Annotated in this window: 12 protein-coding genes; all 12 read left to right on the top strand. The window is 66.5% G+C overall.

The annotated features are described in order from the left end of the window. The 12 genes from murD to lpxC all read left to right on the top strand — a co-directional run bounded on the left by murD (position 1) and on the right by lpxC (position 15,110). Positions 1–1,398, top strand: coding sequence for a UDP-N-acetylmuramoyl-L-alanine--D-glutamate ligase (gene murD / locus EDE08_RS15840; protein ID WP_131869727.1), 1,398 nt, complete (start codon positions 1–3; stop codon positions 1,396–1,398). Positions 1,399–1,401: 3 nt separating this feature from the next. Further along, complete coding sequence (locus EDE08_RS15845) at positions 1,402–1,701, top strand: hypothetical protein (RefSeq protein WP_131869728.1); 300 nt, start codon at positions 1,402–1,404, stop codon at positions 1,699–1,701. Positions 1,702–2,024: 323 nt separating this feature from the next. After that, positions 2,025–3,176 (top strand): putative lipid II flippase FtsW, encoded by a 1,152-nt coding sequence (gene ftsW / locus EDE08_RS15850; RefSeq protein WP_061877570.1) that lies wholly within the window; start codon positions 2,025–2,027, stop codon positions 3,174–3,176. Between the two features lie 167 nt (positions 3,177–3,343). Then, positions 3,344–4,444, top strand: coding sequence for an undecaprenyldiphospho-muramoylpentapeptide beta-N-acetylglucosaminyltransferase (gene murG / locus EDE08_RS15855; protein WP_131869729.1), 1,101 nt, complete (start codon positions 3,344–3,346; stop codon positions 4,442–4,444). A gap of 90 nt (positions 4,445–4,534) precedes the next feature. Further along, a complete protein-coding gene (locus tag EDE08_RS15860; RefSeq protein ID WP_131869730.1) occupies positions 4,535–5,365 on the top strand; it encodes a class I SAM-dependent methyltransferase in 831 nt (276 codons plus the stop codon). 218 nt (positions 5,366–5,583) lie between these two features. Further along, positions 5,584–6,987 carry a UDP-N-acetylmuramate--L-alanine ligase gene (gene murC / locus EDE08_RS15865; RefSeq protein WP_131869731.1) on the top strand — a complete coding sequence of 468 codons (1,404 nt, stop codon included), beginning with the start codon at positions 5,584–5,586 and terminating at the stop codon, positions 6,985–6,987. A gap of 187 nt (positions 6,988–7,174) precedes the next feature. Then, positions 7,175–8,095, top strand: a complete 921-nt coding sequence (murB, locus tag EDE08_RS15870; protein ID WP_131869732.1) for a UDP-N-acetylmuramate dehydrogenase — start codon at positions 7,175–7,177, stop codon at positions 8,093–8,095. Positions 8,096–8,215: 120 nt separating this feature from the next. Next, on the top strand, positions 8,216–9,202 hold the full coding sequence (locus EDE08_RS15880; RefSeq protein WP_131869734.1) for a D-alanine--D-alanine ligase family protein: 987 nt from the start codon (positions 8,216–8,218) through the stop codon (positions 9,200–9,202). 350 nt (positions 9,203–9,552) lie between these two features. Next, positions 9,553–10,587, top strand: coding sequence for a cell division protein FtsQ/DivIB (locus EDE08_RS15885; protein WP_131869735.1), 1,035 nt, complete (start codon positions 9,553–9,555; stop codon positions 10,585–10,587). Continuing rightward, the gene (gene ftsA, locus EDE08_RS15890; RefSeq protein ID WP_131869736.1) at positions 10,584–11,906 is read left to right on the top strand and encodes a cell division protein FtsA; all 1,323 of its coding nucleotides are present in this window, start codon (positions 10,584–10,586) and stop codon (positions 11,904–11,906) included. Before EDE08_RS15885 ends, ftsA begins: the two co-directional genes overlap by 4 nt. A gap of 87 nt (positions 11,907–11,993) precedes the next feature. After that, a complete protein-coding gene (gene ftsZ, locus EDE08_RS15895; protein ID WP_131869737.1) occupies positions 11,994–13,787 on the top strand; it encodes a cell division protein FtsZ in 1,794 nt (597 codons plus the stop codon). Between the two features lie 360 nt (positions 13,788–14,147). After that, on the top strand, positions 14,148–15,110 hold the full coding sequence (lpxC, locus tag EDE08_RS15900) for a UDP-3-O-acyl-N-acetylglucosamine deacetylase (RefSeq protein ID WP_131869738.1): 963 nt from the start codon (positions 14,148–14,150) through the stop codon (positions 15,108–15,110). Positions 15,111–15,184: the final 74 nt, after the last annotated feature.

Here is a 15,184-nt window from a genome sequence, read left to right on the forward strand (position 1 = left end):
ATGATCCCTGTCACATCCTTCGCCGGCAAGACGGTCGCGGTGTTCGGCCTCGGCGGCTCGGGGCTCGCCTCCTGCCATGCCTTGAAGGCGGGGGGTGCCGAGGTGATCGCCGCCGACGACAATGCCGAGAACGTCGCCAAGGCGGTGCAGGCGGGTTTCATCAGTGCGGATTTGCGCAACGTTTCCTGGACCAATCTCGCCGCGCTCGTGCTCGCGCCCGGCGTGCCGCTCACTCATCCCGTGCCGCACTGGAGCGTGCTGAAGGCGCGCGAGGCCGGGGTCGAGGTGATCGGCGATATCGAGCTGTTCTGCCGCGAGCGGCGCCGGCACGCGCCGGACGCGCCGTTCGTCGCCATCACCGGCACCAATGGCAAGTCGACCACGACGGCGCTGATTGCGCACCTCACGAAAGTCGCCGGCTATGACACGCAGATGGGCGGCAATATCGGCACCGCGATCCTGTCGCTGGAGCCGCCGCGCATGGGGCGCGTCCACGTCATCGAGATGTCGTCCTACCAGATCGACCTCACGCCCTCGCTCGATCCCTCCGTCGGCATCCTGCTCAATGTCAGCGAGGACCATATCGACCGGCATGGTACGATCGAGCACTACGCCGCGGTGAAGGAGCGCCTCGTCGCCGACGTGCAAGGCGGCGGCACCGCGATCGTGGGCGTCGATGACGGCTATTGCCGCGACATCGCCGACCGGCTCGACCGCGCCGGCAAGAACGTGGTGCGCATCTCGGTCAAGAACCCGCTCGCGTCGGGCATTTACGTCGAGCACGGCACCATCGTGCGCGCCGCGGGCGGCGCCCGCAGCGAGGTCGCCGCGCTCGGCGGCATCGGCTCGCTGCGCGGCCTGCACAATGCGCAGAACGCGGCCTGCGCCGCCGCCGCTGCGCTCGCCATGGGCATCAGTCTCGACGTGCTGCAGAACGGCCTGCGCAGCTTTCCCGGCCTTGCGCACCGCATGGAGCAGGTCGGCCGCTGCGGCAACGTGCTGTTCGTCAATGATTCCAAGGGCACCAACGCCGACGCGACCGCGCATGCGCTGTCGTCGTTTGCCGACATCTTCTGGATCGCCGGCGGCAAGCCGAAGGCAGGCGGCATCACTGGCCTGACCGGCTTCTTCCCGCGGATCCGCAAGGCCTATCTGATCGGCGAGGCCGCGCAGGAATTTTCGGGCACGCTGGGCTCCGTCCCGCACGAGATCAGCCAGACCCTCGACGTCGCGGTCGAGCACGCCGCGCGCGATGCGGAAGCCTCGGGCCTCACGGATGCCGTCGTGCTGCTGTCGCCGGCCTGCGCATCGTTCGACCAGTACCGCAATTTCGAGATCCGCGGCACCAAGTTCCGCGAACTGGTGCAGGCGCTGCCGGGCGTGAAGCCGGTGGTGTGAGTTATGTCGCGCCGACGCTGGATCGGAATTGTCGTCGCTGCTCTTGCTGTTCCAGTCGCCGCGGGTTTTGTCTTCGTTGTTGTCGTCGACAATCTCATGAGCGGCTTCGGTGCGTGCCGCGTCGTTCGCCAGCGCGCATTCGCCTCGCCTAGCGGCAGCAAGCTGGTTGTCGTGGTCTGGAAGTCATGCGGCGCGACGGTCTCCGACAGCACGCAAGCCAGCATCATCGCGCGCGGCCGACCTTTCTCAGCGTGCGTGGGCATCTTGATCCTGTCGTCGCCTGGAGCAGTGAGCGGGCGGTGAGGATCGGTTTCATTCCCGGGCCAGATCAGATCTACAAGCGCGATCAGCGCGCGGGGGACGTTGCGATCAACTACGAATAGGGGCTCTCGTGTCCCGGACGCGGCGCGGCACGAAGTGACGCTCCGCAGAGCCGGGACCCAGGCCGCTACACGATACACTGCCGCGATATGGGCCCCGGCTCTGCAGCGCACACGCCGCAAAGGGGCGGCGCGGTGCGCTGCGTCCGGGGCACGAGACTCTCCACAACTTGATCCATCATGTTAACCCTCCGGTAACCAACCTCGGCGACCAATGGACCGACCTCCGTCCGAAAGCGGCCGCCCATGCTCTCCCGTGAAGAACGCACCCCCTTTTCCGAGTGGTGGTGGACCGTCGACAAGCCGCTGATGGGCGCCATCCTGGCCTTGATGCTGACCGGCGTGATCCTGTCGCTGGCGGCGAGTCCGCCGGTTGCGACCCGCATCGGGCTCGATCCCTTCCATTTCTTCAGCCGCCACGTGCTGTTCCTGGTGCCGTCCTGCATCGTGCTCGTCGGCGTGTCCTTCCTGTCGCCGCGCGCCATCCGCCGCAGCGCGCTCATCATCTTCGCGATCAGCATCATCCTGATCGTGCTCACGCTCGCGATCGGTCCTGAGGTGAAGGGCTCGCGGCGCTGGATCACGCTGCTCGGCGTCAACATCCAGGCCTCAGAGATTGCCAAGCCGTCGTTCGTCGTGATCGCGGCATGGCTGTTCGCGGAATCGACCAGGCGGCCGGAGATGCCAGCGACCTCGATGGCGGTGGTGCTGCTCCTGATGCTGGTCGCGCTGCTGGTGATGGAGCCCGATTTCGGCCAGACCATGCTGGTCCTGATGGTGTGGGGCTCGCTGTTCTTCATCGCGGGCATGCGGATGATCTGGGTATTCGGTCTCGCAGGTCTCGGCGCCGCGGGCCTGTTCAGCGCCTATCTGTTCGTCCCGCACGTCGCCGGCCGCATCAGGCGTTTCATGAATCCGGCCTCCGGCGACACTTTCCAGGTCGATACCGCCATGGAAGCCTTCTACAACGGCGGCTGGTTCGGCCTCGGACCGGGCGAGGGCATCGCCAAGCGCAGCTTGCCGGACAGCCACACCGACTTCGTGTTCGCGGTCGCCGCCGAGGAGTTCGGCATCATCCTGTGCCTCGCCATGCTGGCGCTGTTCGCCTTTGTCGTGATCCGCACGCTGTCGCGGGCCTACGCCAACGAGGACATGTTCTCGCGCTTCGCGGCCTCGGGACTTGCGATCCTGTTCGGCGTGCAGGCCGCGATCAACATGTCGGTGAACCTGCAGTTGATTCCAGCCAAGGGCATGACGCTGCCGTTCATCTCCTATGGCGGCTCCTCGATCGTGTCGCTGGCCTATGGTGTCGGCATGATGCTGGCTCTGACGCGGCTGCGCCCACGCACCGAGGTCGAAGCCAGCGGCCACGCCGAGGCGATGCGGAGTTATGCATAACCACTCTCGTGTCCCGGACAAGCGAAGCGCAGATCCGGGACCCAGAATGCCGCGCGCATGGGCCCGGTTCAGCAGCGCACCACGCTGCGAAGAGCGGCGCGTTGCGCTGCGCCCGGGTACGCACACCGTCTCGCCATGTTGGATGAACCGCTGTAAAACTGCCCGCCATGGACACGTCCCCCCTGATTCTTCTCGCCGCGGGCGGCACCGGCGGCCATCTGTTTCCGGCCGAGGCGCTCGGCGTCGAATTGATCCGGCGCGGCTTTCGCGTCCGCCTCGTCACCGACGAGCGCGCGCTGCGCTATAGCGGGTTGTTCAGCAAGGACATGATCGACGTCGTGGCAAGCGAGACCGCGCGCGGCCGCAATCCGTTGCAGCTCGCCTATGCCGGCCTCACGCTCGCCGCGGGCACGCTCTCGGCCTACCGCCTGATCAAGCGGCTCAAGCCGGTCGCCGTCGTCGGCTTTGGCGGCTACCCGACGTTGCCGCCGCTGGTCGCAGCGAAATACGCCGGCGTGCCCGGCATCATTCACGACGCCAATGCCGTGCTCGGCCGCGCCAACCGGTTTCTGTCGGGCCGGGTCCGCGCCATCGCAACGTCCTTGCCCGGCGTGCTCGACCGCGATCCGGCGCTGGCGAGCAAGACCACGACTGTCGGCACCCCGATGCGGCCGGCGGTTCTCGCCGCCGCTGCGGTAAAGTATAGCCCCCCCGAAGTGAATGGTCCGCTGCGCCTGCTCGTCGTCGGCGGCAGCCAAGGCGCGCGCATCATGGCCGACATCGTACCCGGCGCGATCGAGCGGCTCGAGCCTGCGTTATGGAGCCGCCTCGTTCTCACCCAGCAGGTGCGCGAAGAGGACATGAGCCGCGTGCGCGCGATCTATGACAAGCTCAAGATCAAGGCGGAGCTCGCGCCGTTCTTCACGGATCTGCCGGCGCGGCTCGCCTCCAACCATCTCGTGGTGTCGCGCTCCGGCGCCGGCACCGTCGCCGAGCTCGCGGCGATCGGCCGGCCCTCCATCCTGGTGCCGCTGCCCGGCTCGATCGACCAGGACCAGTTCGCCAATGCCGGCGTGCTGGCCAAGGTCGACGGCGCGATCCGCATCCCGCAGACCGAGTTCACCTCCGACCGCCTTGCCGCCGAAATCTCCGGCCTTGCCGCCGAGCCCGCGCGCCTCGCCGCCATGGCCGCGGCCGCGAAGGGGGCAGGGCGGCTCGATGCGGCCGAGAGGCTGGCGGATCTCGTGGTGAAGACCGCCGGAATTTAGCCTCCGCGCCGTTCAAGCTTGCACATGGGTCGCTCGGCTCGATGGTCGCACGCGCGGCAGGTTCAATCGTGCCCGGTGGAGGATTTGTTGGTGGCAGGCCTGCTGATTCACTCCCTCGCGGAGTTTTCCGATCTGGTCCTCGAGGCACTCAGGCTCGCGGATGCGCGCGAGATCGTCGAGATCGGCTCGGAATATGGTGGCATGTCGCCTTTCCTTGCCGCTCATTGTCGTGAGCGCGGCGGACATCTCACCGCCGTCGATCCCGCGCCGAAGCACGAATTCATGGAGTGGCTGAAGATCAGCCCGGACGTTCGCCATCTCGCAAAAACGAGCCTGGAGGCGTTCGCCGATGTCGACGAGGCCGATGCCTGGGTCGTCGATGGCGATCACAATTGGTACACGGTCTACAACGAGCTCGGCCACATCGATGCGATCAGCCGTCGCGCCGGCAAGCCGCTTCTGGTCTTCGTGCACGACATCGGCTGGCCGTGTGGTCGACGCGATTTCTACTATGCGCCCGAGCGAATTCCAGCCGAGTATCGCCACGCCTACAGCTTTGACGCCGGTGCGGTTCCCGGTCAGGCAGCCCTCGTCAAAGGGCGCGGCTTTCGCGGCATGGGCCAGTTCGCGTTTGCCGAGGTCTCCGGCGGTGCGCGCAACGGCGTGATGACGGCGATCGACGACTTTCTGGCCGACGCGCTCAGGGGCGGCCGCGAGCTCGGCTTTGCCGAGATCCCGGCCGTATTCGGGCTCGGCGTGATCTTCGATCTGGACGCGCCCTGGAGCGCGCCGCTCGCCGATCTCCTGTTGCCGTATCATCAGAACAAGCTTCTCGGCGCACTCGAGGCCAATCGCCTGCGCAACTATCTTCGCGTGCTCGATCTCCAGGATGCGGCGGCCGCGCGAACCGGCTCCCTCTGACCGCAGCGGCGACATGGTCCCCGTGATCCGAGTGCGAGCCTCGCGATCCGCGAAACCGGCCAAAATGGGGCATCCAACCGGGAAATTACCTCGTTTGGAGGCCGTACCGGGCTTGTCCCGATCCGTCCGGTCTTGCATGAAGTGGAGGAGATTCGCCGCTGGCCGGCCACGACGGGGGTAATGCCGCGGCCGCAGCCGGACTAGACAGAGATACAGCCATGAGACTGCCGCGCGAGATCGGACCCATCCACTTCGTCGGGATCGGCGGGATCGGCATGAGCGGCATCGCCGAGGTGCTGGTCAATCTCGGCTATGCCGTGCAGGGCTCGGACGCCTCCGACAACTACAATCTCGACCGTCTGCGCAAGAAGGGCGCGAAGGTTTCGGTCGGCCACAAGGCCGAGAATGTCGATGGGGCCGAGGTCGTGGTCGTGTCCTCCGCGATCAAGCGCGACAATCCGGAATTGATGGCAGCGCGCGAGAGGCGCATTCCCGTGGTGCGCCGCGCCGAGATGCTGGCCGAGCTGATGCGCCTGAAGAGCTGCGTCGCCATCGCCGGCACCCACGGCAAGACCACGACGACCACGATGGTCGCAACGCTGCTCGACGCCGGCGGGCTCGATCCCACCGTGATCAACGGCGGCATCATCAATGCCTACGGCTCCAACGCGCGGCTGGGGGCCGGCGACTGGATGGTGGTGGAGGCCGACGAGAGCGACGGCACGTTCCTGAAGCTGCCGACCGATGTCGCGATCGTCACCAATGTCGACCCCGAGCATCTCGATCATTTCAAGACCTTCGAGGCCGTGCAGGACGCCTTCCGTCACTTCGTCGAAAATCTGCCGTTCTACGGCTTTGCCGTGATGTGCATCGATCATCCGGTTGTGCAGAGCCTCGTCGGCAAGATCGAGGACCGCCGCATCATCACCTACGGGGAAAATCCGCAGGCCGATGCGCGCCTGGTCGATCTCACCGCGGGCGGCGGCGGCTCGAAGTTCAAGGTCGTGATCCGCGACCGCAAGGAAGGCACCACGCACGAGATCCCCGACCTCGCGCTGCCGATGCCGGGCCGGCACAACGCCTCCAACGCGACGGCGGCGATTGCGGTCGCTCACGCGCTCGGTGTGTCCGACGACGAGATCCGCAGTGCCATCGCAGGTTTCGGTGGTGTCAAGCGCCGCTTCACCAAGACCGGCGAATGGAACGGCGTCACCATCATCGACGATTACGGCCATCACCCCGTGGAGATCGCGGCGGTGCTGAAAGCGGCGCGCGATTCCTACACCGGCAAGGTCATCGCCGTGGTGCAGCCGCATCGCTACACCCGCCTGCAATCGCTGTTCGAGGAATTCTGCACCTGCTTCAACGATGCCGATGCGGTGATCGTGGCCGATGTCTATTCCGCAGGCGAAGCGCCGATCGAGGGCATCGACCGCGATCACTTCGTCGCCGGCCTGCGCGCCCACGGCCATCGCGAGGTGATCCCGCTGCCGGCGGCATCGGAGCTGGCGGGCATCGTCAAGGGGCTCGCGAAGCCCGGCGATCTCGTCGTGTGCCTGGGGGCCGGCAACATCACGCAATGGGCGTATGCATTGCCCGGCGGATTGAAGGCGCTGGGGTGAGCATGCGCTTGTGCAGCTCCTATGCCGCCACGCGGCACACCGCGCTCCCTCCCCCCTTGTGGGGGAGGGCGGGGGAGAGGGGTAGCCACAAACTCCGTTCTCGCTTGGGGCTACCCCCCTCCCTGACCCTCCCCCACAAGGGGGGAGGGAACGGTCAAAGCGTGCTCTCCTCACTTGAGGATGCGGTATGAGCTTCCCCGACATCATCCCCTCACTCAAAGCCGCGATGCCAGACTTGCGCGGCCGGCTGCTCGCCAACCAGTCGCTCGCCGAGCTCACCTGGTTTCGCGTCGGCGGCCCGGCGCAGGCGCTGTTCACGCCGGCGGACGAGGACGATCTCGCCTACTTCCTCGCGCATCTTTCTCCCGACATTCCGGTCTATGTCGTCGGCGTCGGCTCCAACCTGATCGTGCGCGACGGCGGCATCGCGGGAATCGTGATCCGCCTGGCGCCGCGCGCCTTCGGCGATGCCAGCGCGAGCGGAGACATCGTTACCGCCGGCGCGGCCGCGCTCGACAAGCGCGTGGCGGAGGTGGCGGCGTCCGCGAATATCGGCGGGCTCGAATTCTACTTCGGCATTCCCGGCACGATCGGCGGCGCGCTGCGCATGAATGCGGGCGCCAATGGCGGCGAGACCAAGGATGTGCTGATCGAGGCGAGGGGGGTGGGGCGCGACGGCACGAAGCATGTCTTCTCCAATGCCGACATGAAGTTCGTCTACCGCAACAGCGGCGTCGATCCCTCCATCATCTTCACCTCCGCCCGCTTCCGCGGCGAGATCAGGGATTCGGAAGCAATCCGTGCGCGCATGGCGGAGGTGCAAAGCCATCGCGAGACTGCGCAGCCGATCCGGGAAAAGACCGGCGGCTCGACCTTCAAGAACCCGCCAGGACACTCCGCCTGGAAGCTGATCGACGCCGCCGGGTGCCGCGGCCTGCGCGTTGGCGGCGCGCAGGTCTCCGAGATGCACTGCAATTTCCTGATCAACACCGGCGATGCCTCCGCGCACGATATCGAGACGCTCGGCGAGACCGTGCGCGAACGGGTGAAGGCAAATTCCGGAATCGAGCTACACTGGGAAATCAAGCGGATCGGGGTGTCCGCGTGAGTGTCGTTCCGGGGCGGTGCGAAGCACCGAACCCGGAACCTCGAGATTCTCTGGGGCGCACTTGCGCACTATGGTTCGCGCTTTGCGCGCCCCGGAATGACAAAGAAACAGAGGCAGCGAATGCGCATCACCATTCTTTTCGGCGGCTCCAACCGGGAGCGTCTGGTTTCGGTCGCCTCGGCCCAGGCCCTGCATCAGGCCTTGCCCGAGGCCGATCTCTGGTGGTGGGACGTCGAGGACAAGGTGCATGTCGTGCAGTCCAAGCAACTGCTCGAACACGCCCGTCCCTTCGAGGACGAGTTCAAGCCCGGCACGCGTGGCATTCCGCTGGATCAGGCATTGGACCAGGCCAAGGCTGAGAACCGCGTGCTGGTGCTCGGCCTGCATGGCGGGCGGGCCGAGAACGGCGAATTGCAGGTGATGTGCGAGACGCGCGGCGTGCCCTTCACCGGCTCGGGCTCGGCCTCCTCGCACCTCGCCTTCGACAAGCTCGCGGCCAAGCGGTTCGCCGCCCTCGGCGGCGTGACGCCGCCATCGAACGTTGCGCTTGATCACATCGACGAGGCCTTCGCCGAATACGGACGGCTGATCGCGAAGCCGGCGCGCGACGGCTCGAGCTACGGGCTGATCTTCGTCAACGCCAAGCAGGACCTCGTCGCCGTCCGCAATGCGGCCAAGCACGAAGAGTACGTGATCGAGCCCTATATCGCCGGCGTCGAGGCGACCTGCGGCGTGCTGGAGCGCACCGATGGCTCGATCGTCTCGCTGCCGCCGATCGAGATTATCCCGGGCGAGGGCAATTTCGACTATGCCGCGAAATATCTCCTGAAGTCGACCCAGGAGATCTGTCCCGGCCGCTTCGCCCCCGAGATCACCGCCGCGCTCGAGGAGCAGGCGATGCTGGCGCATCGCGCGATGTCCTGCACCGGCTATTCCCGCTCGGACTTCATCGTCTCGGACAAGGGCCTCGTCTATCTCGAGACCAACACGCTCCCCGGGCTGACCAAGTCCTCGCTCTACCCAAAGGCGCTGAAAGCGGCGGGCATAGAGTTCGTCGACTTCCTGCGCGGCCTGGTCGAGCTCGCCGGGCAGCGCGTGCGGAAATAATCGGAACTGGTTAACGGCCGGATCGGCGAAATCGCCCGGTTTGGCGGCCAAAATCGGTAAAATGCCGGACATCGCGCCACAAATGCCGGATATCGCCGGGCAAAATGCGCATGTCGTTAACGAATTTTACCTTTTGTTTACCAGGACGTCCGAAGGTTAACGCTGGCGGCGCATATGGCGCTTTGGCTGCCGGCGCGTGAGCTGTCGCGGGTGATGTCACCTCCAGCGAACGCTTTGAAGGGGAGAGGTTTTCTTCTGCTGAAGACCAGCACCCGGCCCGGCAGGTCCGAGACGTCATGTTCGCCAGGATCCGCGCGCTGTCGCGGCGAAACTGTTGACGAGCTCGTGCAATGGATGGAGCAGGAAGCCTCACCCGATCGCTTTTCAGATCGCTGAGGCCCCAAGCTGACCTGAAGGCGGCCGCTGTCGGAGCGGTCGTGCTTCTGCGCGAGTGGGTGCAGGACAAGCGCCAGCAAAGACTCCAGGCCGCGCGCACCGCCGCCAAGGACAAGATCAAGAGCAGGGCCAAGGCCGTCGTCGAGCGTGAGCCGACACCGCGCGTCGTGGCGCTGGTCGAGCGCTATCTGCCGCACCGGGTCGGACTCGGCATGACCGTGCTGCTGCTGATCGGGAGCTGCGGCTTCGGCATCGTCAAGGGCGGCCATCTCCAGGACTTCGTCACCGCTGTCAGCGACGCCCGCAACGCGCTGGCCAATTCCGCCGGCTTCCGCATCACCTCGGTCGTGATCAACGGCCGCAAGCAGCTCACCCAGGACGAGATCCTCGCCATCGGCGGCATCAGTGGCCGCTCCTCGCTGCTGTTCCTCGACGCCGAAGCGGTGCGCGACAAGCTCAAGGCCAATCCCTGGATCGCGGATGCGACCGTGCTGAAGCTGTATCCGGGCCAGCTCATGATCGAGCTCACCGAGCGCAAGGCGTTCGCGCTGTGGCAGGAGGCCGGCCGGCTCTCCGTCATCGCCGATGACGGCGCCGTGCTCGAACCCTACGTCTCGCGCCGCTTCCTGTCGCTGCCGCTCGTGGTCGGCAAGGGGGCCGATACGCAGGCGCGCGATTTCCTCGCGCTGCTGGCGCGCTATCCGCAGGTCAATTCGGTGATGAAGGCGGCGATCTTCGTCGGCGAGCGGCGCTGGAATCTGCGGCTCAAGGACGGTCTCGACATCCGCCTGCCCGAGCAGGACGTCGGCAACGCGCTTGCGATGCTGTCGAAGCTCGACAAGGACGACAGGCTGTTCTCCCGCGACATCGTCGCCGTCGACATGCGCCTGCCCGATCGGCTGGTGGTGCAGCTGTCCGAGGACGCTGCCAAGGCGCGCGAAGATCAGTTCAAGGACAAGAAGAAAAAGAAGGCCGGGGATTCCGCATGACCGGTCTCGATCGCACCCAGACGCCGAAGACGCGCCCGATGCCGCACAAGCGCGGCGGCATCGTCGCCTGCCTCGACATCGGCACCAGCAAGATCGCCTGCATGATCGCGCGGCTGAAGCCGTCGCCCCCGAGCGATGCGCTGCGCGGCCGTACCCATGCGGTGGAACTGATCGGATACAGCCAGATCCAGTCGCGCGGGATGAAGGCCGGCGCGGTGATCGATCTCGGCGAATGCGAGCAGGCGGTGCGCCAGGCGGTCGGGCTCGCGGAGAAGATGGCCAAGGTGCGGGTCGAGTCGGTACTGCTCTCGGTCTCCGGCGGCCGGCTCTCCGGCCAGCTGGTCGAAGCCGCCGCGGACATCCGTGGCGGCGCCGTGACGCCGGCCGATGTCAACCGCGTCACCTCCACCGGCATGCGCCACGCCACCGGCGAGGGCCGCACCGTGCTGCACGCGCTGCCGGTCGGCTACACGCTCGATGGCGTCAAGGGCATCCGCGATCCCCGCGGCATGGTCGCGCACCAGTTCGGGGTCGACATGAACGTCGTCACCTGCGATGCCACCGTGGCGCGGAACCTGATGCTGGCGGTGGAACGCTGCCACATCAATGTCGAAGCCATGGCGGCGAGCCCCTATGTGGCCGGCCTGTCGGTGCTGACCGACGACGAGGCCGATCTCGGCGCCGCCGTCGTCGAGATGGGCGCGGGCACCACCACGATCGCGGTCTATGCCGGCGGCCGTTTCGTGCATGCGGCGGGTTTTGCGGTCGGCGGGCAACACATCACGATGGATCTGGCGCGCGGACTCTCCGCGACCATTGCCGATGCCGAGCGAATCAAGACGTTATACGGCACCGTCATCACCGGCGGATCGGACTCGCGTGAGCTGATGTCTGTGCCGACAGCCGGTGACGAGCAGGATCTGCCGCAGATCGTCTCCCGCGCCACCATCGCGAACATCGTCAAGCACCGTGCCGAGGAAGTCTTCGAAATGGTTCGGGACAAGCTGAAGGATTCGCCCTTCGCCGCAGAGCCCAACGGCCGCGTCGTGCTGTCGGGCGGCGCCTCGCAGCTCACCGGCCTCGTCGAGCTCGGCACCCAGATTCTCGGCCGGCCCGTGCGGGTCGGCCGTCCGCTCGGTTTCGGCCGGCTGCCCAACGAGGCGAAGAACGCCGCGTTCGCGGTGCCGGCCGGACTCCTCGTCTACCCGCAATATGTTCACCTCGAACATGTCGAACCGCGGCATACGCGGCAGCAGGTCAGGACAGGGACCGGCGGATATTTCGGAAAGGTCGGACGATGGCTACGCGAGGGCTTCTGATGACGGCTTTCCGCAATCTTCGATTTTCACCAACTCCCGCGGCCGCCGGCCGGGGCGAACCCACGCGCGCGTGATCGAGAGGCAACCATGACCATCAGCATCAATGTTCCTGATATTCACGAACTGAAGCCCCGGATCACCGTGTTCGGCGTCGGCGGCGCCGGTGGCAACGCCGTCAACAACATGATCACGGCGGGCCTGCAGGGCGTCGATTTCGTTGTCGCCAACACCGACGCGCAGGCGCTGACGATGTCGAAGGCGCAGCGCATCGTGCAGATGGGCACGGCGGTCACGCAAGGCCTTGGTGCCGGCTCGCAGCCGAACGTCGGCGCCGCCGCGGCGGAAGAGGTGATCGACGAGCTGCGCGACCATCTCTCGGGTGCCAACATGGTGTTCGTCACCGCCGGCATGGGCGGCGGCACCGGCACCGGCGCCGCTCCCGTCATCGCCAAGACCGCGCGCGACATGGGCATCCTCACCGTCGGCGTCGTGACCAAGCCGTTCCACTTCGAAGGCGGCCGCCGCATGCGCACCGCCGAAGCCGGCATCAACGAGCTTCACAAGGTCGTGGATACGCTCCTGATCATCCCGAACCAGAACCTGTTCCGGGTCGCCAACGAGAAGACCACCTTCGCCGACGCCTTCGCCATGGCCGACCAGGTGCTCTATTCGGGCGTCGCCTGCATCACCGACCTGATGGTCAAGGAAGGCCTGATCAACCTCGACTTCGCCGACGTCCGCGCCGTCATGCGCGAGATGGGCAAGGCGATGATGGGCACCGGCGAAGCCTCCGGCGACAAGCGCGCGCTGACCGCCGCGGAAGCCGCGATCGCCAACCCCCTGATCGACGACAGCTCGATGAAGGGCGCCAAGGGCCTCCTCATCTCCATCACCGGCGGCAAGGACCTCACTCTGTTCGAGGTCGACGAGGCCGCGACCCGCATCCGCGAAGAAGTCGACCAGGACGCCAACATCATCGTCGGCGCGACCTTCGACGAAGCGCTCGACGGCCTGATCCGCGTCTCGGTGGTCGCCACCGGCATCGAGCAGGCCGCGATCGCCCGCAACAGCCAGGCGACCTCCGCGCCCGTCGCAAATCCGGCACCGCAGGCGCAGCAGGCCGCCGCACCTGCCGCCGTTGCCGAGAGCCGTCTCGCCGACCTGACCGCGCGGCTCCGTGCCGACAACCAGCGTCTGGCCGAACGCGCCCAGAAGCTGGATGCGCAGAGCCCGGCCGCCGCGCCGGCTCCGGGTGCTGCCGCGCCCCGTCCCAACGTCGAGCGCGCTGCGCTCGCCGCCATCGCCGCTGCCGTTGCCGAAGCCCCGCAGGCGCCGGCGCCGACGCAGACCTATGGCGACGTCACCGTGCGGCCGATCGCGCAGAAACCGACCCTGTTTCCGGAGCCTGACATGGCTCCGGTCGCGATGCAGGAGCCGATGACGCCCGAAAACTTCATTCCGCCGCAGGCGGAACGTCCGCCGGTCCGCGCGCCGCGGATGCCACGTATCGAGGAACTGCCGATGCCGGCCCAGGCCGAGATTCGTCAGGCCCGCGGCGAGGCCGAGGAAGAGACCCCGCAGAAGACCCGCCTGTCGCTGCTGCAGCGCCTCGCCAATGTCGGCCTCGGCCGTCGCGACGAGGAGAGCGAGCCGCCGGTCGCCGCCCGCGCCGCCGGCCCCGCCATGCCGCCGCTGCCCGAGCGGCGCCAGCAGAAGACCGTGGCGCAGCAGATCGCAGCCAGCGAGCCGGTATCTGAGTATGCCCGTCGTCCCGCGCCGCAGGGCCTGGATATGCACGGCCGCCCCGCGCCTGTTGCGCCGGCGCCACAGGGTGACGATCATCTTGATATCCCGGCCTTCCTGCGGCGGCAGGCGACCTGAGGATTGTTACAATAAGGCAGACGGAAAAAGGTCCCGGCAGCAAGCTTGCCGGGACCTTTCCTTTTCTCTCGCCCAGACCCGTATTTTTCTGCCAAGCAACTGATTTTAAATCATTAATTACACATTCGGTGGTTCAGTAAAACTGCCGATAACCGCCCCGAGCCGGGGCTCAATTTGGTTAAGCCTTGGCGCGAATACGGCGGGTTTGGGGTAACAATCGGTAAAAAAGCGTGAGTTGGCGCTGTTTGAGGCAGTGACTATGGTTTGCCGTGACTTGGGGATACGGATTCGCGGGGCGCCGGCACTGGCCGGCGAAGCGGGTTTGTATAAGTCGCGATGGTCGTAGTGGGGCGGTTCCTGATGAAACTCAACCGGCAAACAACGCTTCGTGCGCAAGCCTCTGTGGCAGGCGTAGGCGTTCATTCCGGTCTTCCCGTCACTCTCACCCTCGGGCCTGCGCCTGTCGACGCAGGTTTTATTTTTATCCGTACGGGCCTCGAGGGAAGCGACCGTGAAGTTCAGGCGACCGCCGAGCAGGTGGTGGCGACCGACTTCGCGACCGTTCTTGGCGACCGCAGCGGGCCGCTGGTATCCACTGCCGAGCACGTGCTTGCCGCACTGCGGGGCATGGGCGTCGACAACGCTACCATCGAGATCGATGGTCCCGAAGTGCCGATCATGGACGGCAGCGCCGCGGCCTTCATTGCGGCGATCGACCAGGCCGGCATCGTCACCCAGCCGGCGCAGCGCCGTCTCATTCAGGTTTTGAAGCCGATCTCGGTCAAGCTCGGCGACTCCTTCGGCGAGATCAGGCCACACGCCAGCGGGTTCCGCGTCGAGGTCGAGATCGACTTCACCAATCCCGTCATCGGCCAGCAGAACTACGTCTTCGACCTCAACCCTGAAGGTTTCCGCCGCGAAATCGGCCGGGCCCGGACGTTCGGTCTGATGTGCGATGTCGCGCGGCTCTGGAGCGCGGGCTATGCCCTCGGCGCTTCCTTCGACAACACCGTCGTGTTCGACGAGGAGCGGCTGCTCAATCCCGAGGGCCTGCGCTACGCCGACGAATGCGCCCGCCACAAGGTGCTCGACGTGATCGGCGACCTGTCGCTGGCCGGCCTGCCGCTGCTTGGCGCCTACCGCTCGGTGCGTGGCGGCCACAAGCTCAACCACGCTGTCCTGACCGCGCTGCTCGCCGACCGTACCGCCTGGCGCGTGGTCGAAGGCGAGGCTGCCCGCCGCACCGCGCGTCCCGTGGGCGAAGTCGGTCGCGGTATCGTCGGTGGCCGGGTTGCCGCGGCGTTCGGACCGGACGTGTCCTGAAAGAGACCCGTCGCCTCGGCTTTCGGTTGGCGACCCCACCCGGGAAACTCCTGGTAACCAAGATCGGCTAGGAT

The sequence above is a fragment of the Bradyrhizobium sp. R2.2-H genome, from assembly GCF_004346455.1.
Lineage (GTDB): Bacteria > Pseudomonadota > Alphaproteobacteria > Rhizobiales > Xanthobacteraceae > Bradyrhizobium > Bradyrhizobium diversitatis.

What these genes read in the sequence shown, in the direction of transcription:
- murD (WP_131869727.1), top strand. Translation starts at nt 1, where the DNA reads ATGATCCCTGTCACATCCTTCGCCGGCAAGACGGTCGCGGTGTTCGGC.
- EDE08_RS15845 (WP_131869728.1), top strand. Translation starts at nt 1,402, where the DNA reads ATGTCGCGCCGACGCTGGATCGGAATTGTCGTCGCTGCTCTTGCTGTT.
- ftsW (WP_061877570.1), top strand. Translation starts at nt 2,025, where the DNA reads ATGCTCTCCCGTGAAGAACGCACCCCCTTTTCCGAGTGGTGGTGGACC.
- murG (WP_131869729.1), top strand. Translation starts at nt 3,344, where the DNA reads ATGGACACGTCCCCCCTGATTCTTCTCGCCGCGGGCGGCACCGGCGGC.
- murC (WP_131869731.1), top strand. Translation starts at nt 5,584, where the DNA reads ATGAGACTGCCGCGCGAGATCGGACCCATCCACTTCGTCGGGATCGGC.
- murB (WP_131869732.1), top strand. Translation starts at nt 7,175, where the DNA reads ATGAGCTTCCCCGACATCATCCCCTCACTCAAAGCCGCGATGCCAGAC.
- EDE08_RS15880 (WP_131869734.1), top strand. Translation starts at nt 8,216, where the DNA reads ATGCGCATCACCATTCTTTTCGGCGGCTCCAACCGGGAGCGTCTGGTT.
- EDE08_RS15885 (WP_131869735.1), top strand. Translation starts at nt 9,553, where the DNA reads ATGGATGGAGCAGGAAGCCTCACCCGATCGCTTTTCAGATCGCTGAGG.
- ftsA (WP_131869736.1), top strand. Translation starts at nt 10,584, where the DNA reads ATGACCGGTCTCGATCGCACCCAGACGCCGAAGACGCGCCCGATGCCG.
- ftsZ (WP_131869737.1), top strand. Translation starts at nt 11,994, where the DNA reads ATGACCATCAGCATCAATGTTCCTGATATTCACGAACTGAAGCCCCGG.
- lpxC (WP_131869738.1), top strand. Translation starts at nt 14,148, where the DNA reads ATGAAACTCAACCGGCAAACAACGCTTCGTGCGCAAGCCTCTGTGGCA.